General features: G+C 64.7%; 4 protein-coding genes, 1 tRNA gene and 1 pseudogene. All 6 read right to left on the bottom strand.

Going from position 1 to position 5,183, the window contains the following annotated elements; translation table 11 throughout:
- Nucleotides 1-97: 97 nt before the first annotated feature.
- Nucleotides 98-223: a type II toxin-antitoxin system HicA family toxin gene (locus RMP06_RS08055; protein ID WP_409050122.1), complete on the bottom strand. Its 126-nt coding sequence runs from the start codon at nucleotides 221-223 to the stop codon at nucleotides 98-100.
- Nucleotides 224-398: 175 nt separating this feature from the next.
- A pseudogene (locus RMP06_RS08050) lies at nucleotides 399-602 on the bottom strand (Arm DNA-binding domain-containing protein); the annotation flags it as partial.
- 184 nt (nucleotides 603-786) lie between these two features.
- A tRNA-Ala gene (locus RMP06_RS08045) sits at nucleotides 787-862 on the bottom strand.
- Nucleotides 863-883: 21 nt separating this feature from the next.
- Nucleotides 884-1,546 (bottom strand): electron transport complex subunit RsxB, encoded by a 663-nt coding sequence (locus RMP06_RS08040; protein ID WP_310461252.1) that lies wholly within the window; start codon nucleotides 1,544-1,546, stop codon nucleotides 884-886.
- A gap of 98 nt (nucleotides 1,547-1,644) precedes the next feature.
- Nucleotides 1,645-2,985 carry a polyhydroxyalkanoate depolymerase gene (locus tag RMP06_RS08035; RefSeq protein ID WP_310461251.1) on the bottom strand — a complete coding sequence of 447 codons (1,341 nt, stop codon included), beginning with the start codon at nucleotides 2,983-2,985 and terminating at the stop codon, nucleotides 1,645-1,647.
- A gap of 298 nt (nucleotides 2,986-3,283) precedes the next feature.
- Nucleotides 3,284-5,183, bottom strand: a 1,900-nt coding sequence (locus RMP06_RS08030) for a sodium-translocating pyrophosphatase (protein WP_310461250.1), incomplete at its 5' end; no start/stop codon positions are given.

Here is a 5,183-nt window from a genome sequence, read left to right as displayed (position 1 = left end):
GCAGGTGGTGGAGTTGCAGGTGCGGGCCGCAGTGCTCAACCGCTTCACCCACTTGGGCACCCCGGTGACGCGGGCTGTGGCGTAACTCCGTCTGGGGTCAGGGGAAACTCAGCCTCGGCTGGGTTATGCAACAAAGCCCCGTCACCAAGCCGTGCTTGGTTGGGTGCTTGAACTGGTGGTGCGAACCCTTGACCCGTGACAGTAGCCAGCCGTCCGCCTCCAGTTGTCCTGGTCAAGTTATTTCGCACAGCCCGATAGGTTGTGTGATTGCCGATTGATGCTCGAAGGCATTGGGTGGCACGTTGCCCAGTTTGGAGTGCAGACGCAGGCTGTTGTAGAACTGTGCTCGGGTTGGTCCCTTCCGCCAGCAGGCGCCGGGCCTCGTCTGCCTTGCGGCGTGCTGCTGACAGTCCTGTGTCCGGGTAGGTGCCAAGGCTCAGGGTCTTGCGCTTGCCCTCGTGGGTGTAGTCGAAGCGCCAGGCGTGTGATCCGCCCTTGACGAACAGCAGCAGGTACAGCCCCCCGCCATCGGTCAGGCGTTTCCGTGGGTCTTGCGCCTTGATGCCTCTGCGGTGGGCATCGGTCAGGATTATCCGGGCCATGTGCAGTAACTCCCTTGGTGCAGTAACCCGGATTGTCCGGTTACTGCGGAAGTTCCTGCAATTTGTCGTGGCTGTCGGCGGAACTCCTCGCACGACGATGGACAACAAAAAAGCCCTAGAGCGTTGATTCTCAAGGGCTTTTTCTGGTTTGTCGGACCTCTTCGGCCCTCTTGGAACGTTGTGGTGGTGGAGAGGAGGAGGATCGAACTCCCGACCTTCGCATTGCGAACGCGACGCTCTCCCAGCTGAGCTACCCCCCCGACACAACGACGAAAACTATATCATGGTTTCGTCGCCCGCTGCGAGCGTGAACGCGCAAGCACGGCTTCTATGACGGATCGCTTGCGTTCGATTTCCCCGGGTACCTCGGTGTGCAGGGTCAGTGCATCGAGATGTTCCAGCTTGTGGCGGGCCTTCAGGTCGAGCTGCTCGGCATGGCGGACGTCAGCGCCGCTGCGTCGCTGGTTGCGGTCGAGGTAGCGGGTGCGGGCCTCGGCGGCCTGCGTCACGGTCCAGGCCTGCCAGCCGGTCCGCCCGGGAGTGACCACTTCCAGCGAGATGCAGTCCACTGGGCACGCCGGTAGGCACAATTCGCAGCCAGTGCACTGCGCATCGATCACTGTGTGCATCTGTTTGTGCGTGCCCACGATGCAGTCGACCGGACAAGCCTTGATGCACAGCGTGCAGCCGATGCACCAGGCCTCGTCGATGACTGCGACGGTCAGCGGACCCTCGATTCCGCAGTTCTCGTCCAGCGGGAGCGCCGGCCGGCCAGTCAAGGCTGCGATCCGGCGCATGCCTTCGGTGCCACCAGGCGGGCAACGGTTGATGTCGGACTGCCCATCCGCGATCGCTTGTGCGTAGGCGTGGCAGTCCGGGTAGCCGCAGCGGGTGCACTGGGTCTGTGGCAACAGGGCGTCGATCTGGTCGGCAGCGGTGGGCATGGGGGCAGGGTAGGGCGTCATCTCCGACGCAAAAAAACGGGGCCGGTGGATCACCGGCCCCGCATTGTGTCGCAGAGCGAATGGCGGATACGGACGGCTCAGCTCGCTGCCGTGGCCTTCTTGCCCTTGGCCGGAGCGGTCACCGCCGGTGCCGCAATTGCCAGCTTCACGACGGCAGCGGGGGCGGACGCTTGCGCGGGCTGCTGGTGTTGCAGGATGAATTTGCGCACTTCCGGATATGCCATCTCGCGCCAGCGGCGACCCGAGAAGATGCCGTAGTGGCCGGCGCCTTCCACCAGATAGTGCTGACGGCGATCGGCCGGAATGCCGCTGCACAGGCCGTGCGCCGCTTCGGTCTGGCCGGCGCCAGAAATATCGTCCAGCTCGCCCTCGACGGTCAGCAGCGCCGTGGTCGTGATGTCCTGCGGTCGGACCAGTTCGCCCTTGATCTTCCAGTTGCCATGGACCAGCGAGAAGTCCTGGAACACGGTGCGGATGGTTTCGAGATAGTAGTCCGCGTCCATGTCGAGCACGGCGTTGTACTCGTCGTAGAACTGGCGGTGCGACTCGGCGCTGTCGTCATCGCCGCGCACCAGATCCAGGAAGTAGTCCCAGTGCGAGTTGGCGTGGCGGTCCGGGTTCATTGCGACGAAGCCGGTGTGCTGCATGAAGCCGGGGTAGACGCGGCGGCCAGCGCCCGGGAAGTTCTGCGGCACGCGGTAGATCACGTTCTGCTCGAACCATTCGTGCGTGCGGTTCATTGCCAGGTTGTTGACCGCAGTGGGGCTCTTGCGGGCGTCGATCGGGCCGCCCATCATCGTCATCGTGCGTGGCGTGAACTCCCCTTTCGAGGCCAGCAGCGAGATCGCTGCCAGCACCGGTACCGTCGGCTGGCACACCGAGATCACGTTGACCTCCGGGCCGAGCAGGCGGATGAAGTCCTGCACATACGCGACGTAGTCGGCCAGGTGGAACTCGCCATTGGCCAGTGGCACCATGCGGGCATCCACCCAGTCGGTGATGTAGACCTTGTGGTCCTGCAGCAGCGTGCGCACGGTGTCGCGCAGCAGCGTCGAGTGGTGACCGGACAGCGGTGCCACCACCAGCACGATCGGCTGGGCACGCATGCGCTCCAGCATCTGCGCGTTGTCGGTGTAACGCTTGAAGCGCAGCAGGCGACAGAAGGGCTTGGCCTCGATCACCTGTTCCTGGACCGCCATGTCGACGTTCTCGACCTCGACCGACGTGATCCCGAACGCCGGTTTCTCGTATTCCTTGGTCAGGCGGTGCATCAGGTCGAAGCCGGCAGCCATCCGCTGCGAACCGGGAGCCTGGGCGAAGGGCGACAGCGGGTGGCTGTACAGCTTGCCGGTGGCGCTCGCGAATTCGGCAAACGGACTGAGCAACGCGCGTTGGGTTTCGTAGAGTTGATAAAGCATTGCGATTCCTCTGACTACCGGGGGGCTTCGTCACCGGGTGGGTGGCGGGCAAATATGTTGCAGTGCAGCATTGTATGCCTGCGCTGCTTTTCCGGAAGGATGAATCGCAAGTTACCGGGAATCAAGCCGGCAATTCCCCAAGGGTGAGGGCACCTGTGGCCTGCTGCGCAGAGATCTGAAATCCCCGTGTCAGGAATTGTTCCAAAAAGAAGCAACAGGCCCGCTGAGGTGGCGGGCCTGTTGCCTTGGTACTACAGGGTTTTGATCGAGTTCTGGTCAGTGAAACGTCACCGCAGTGTCACTTCAGCGTCACCTCGACCCGGCGTGCCTCGGCTGCAGAGCCGCTGCCGGTGGACTCGGCGGGCTTGCTCAGTTCGACCTTGTCCTCGGCGACGCCCAGCGCCTTGAGCGCGTCACGCACGGCGAAGGCCCGTTGCTTGGCCAACTCGGCGTTCTTGGCCGGATCACCGCTGGTGTCATGGAAGCCACTGAGCACGGCCATCTTGCCTTCCCCGACTGCCTTGACGACATCCGCCAGAGCAGCAGGGGCGCCGTCCGCCAGAGCAGCCCCACCCGAGGCGAAGTAGAACTTGATCACGCCGTTCTCGACCTTGATCGAGGCGACATCGACCTCCACCGCAGGGGCGGCCACAACCGCCGTTGCCGCGTCCACCTTGGCCGCAGGTACAGGCGCCGAACCACCCGACAGGAGCGGAACGATCAGCAGCGCCACGATGTTGATGATCTTGATCAGCGGGTTGATGGCCGGACCTGCGGTGTCCTTGTACGGATCGCCGACGGTGTCACCCGTGACAGCGGCCTTGTGGGCTTCGCTGCCCTTGCCGCCGTGGTGGCCGTCCTCGATGTACTTCTTGGCGTTGTCCCAGGCGCCGCCACCGGTACACATCGAGATGGCCACGAACAGGCCGGTCACGATCGTGCCCATCAGCAGACCGCCCAGCGCCGCCGGCCCGAGCAGCAGGCCCACGACCACCGGAACCACCACCGGCAGCAGGCTCGGCACGATCATTTCCTTGATCGCCGCCGAGGTCAGCATGTCCACCGCGCGGCCGTATTCCGGCTTGGCGGTGCCCTGCATGATGCCGGGGATGTCGCGGAACTGCCGCCGAACCTCCACGACCACACTCCCCGCGGCGCGGCCGACCGCCTCCATCGCCATTGCACCGAACAGGTAGGGGATCAGGCCGCCGATGAACAGTCCGACGATCACCAGGTGATTCGACAGGTCGAAGCTCACATGCAGGCCGCGTGCTTCGAGCGCGTGGGTGTAGTCGGCGAACAGCACCAGCGCCGCCAGGCCGGCCGAGCCGATCGCGTAGCCCTTGGTCACCGCCTTGGTCGTGTTGCCCACGGCGTCGAGCGGGTCGGTGATGTCGCGCACCGACTTGGGCATCTCGGCCATCTCGGCGATGCCGCCGGCGTTGTCGGTGATCGGGCCGTAGGCGTCGAGCGCCACGACGATGCCCGCCATGCTCAGCATCGATGTCGCGGCGATGGCGATGCCGTACAGGCCGCCCAGCTGGAACGCTCCCAGGATCGCCAGGCAGACGAACAGCACCGGCCACGCGGTCGAGCGCATGGACACGCCGAGACCTGCGATGACGTTGGTGCCGTGGCCGGTGGTGGACGCTTGCGCGACGTGCTGCACCGGGGCGTACTGCGTGCCGGTGTAGTACTCGGTGATCCAGACCAGCGCCGCGGTCAGCACCAGACCAACGGCGCAGGCGCCAAACAACCGCATCTGGCTGCCGGCGCTGCCCAGCACGTCGTCCGGCACGAACATCGTCGTGACGAAGTAGAAAGCGATCAGCGCCAGCACGCCCGCGACGATCAGGCCCTTGTAGAGCGCTGGCATCACGTTCTTCATGCCCGGGCTGGCCTTGACGACGCTGCAGCCGATGATCGACGCAATGATCGACACGCCACCCAGCAGCAGCGGATAGACCACCGCCACCATCGGCGCCGTGGTGATCAGCAGCGCACCAAGCACCATGGTCGCGATCAGCGTGACCGCGTAGGTCTCGAACAGGTCGGCGGCCATGCCGGCACAGTCGCCGACGTTGTCACCGACGTTGTCGGCAATCACCGCGGGGTTGCGCGGGTCGTCCTCGGGGATGCCGGCTTCGACCTTGCCCACCAGATCGGCGCCCACATCCGCGCCCTTGGTGAAGATGCCG

The sequence above is a fragment of the Sphaerotilus sp. genome, from assembly GCF_031429695.1.
Taxonomy (GTDB): domain Bacteria; phylum Pseudomonadota; class Gammaproteobacteria; order Burkholderiales; family Burkholderiaceae_C; genus Sphaerotilus.
Note: the sequence above shows the minus strand (reverse complement) of the source record. Positions and strands in the feature narration are given on the sequence as shown.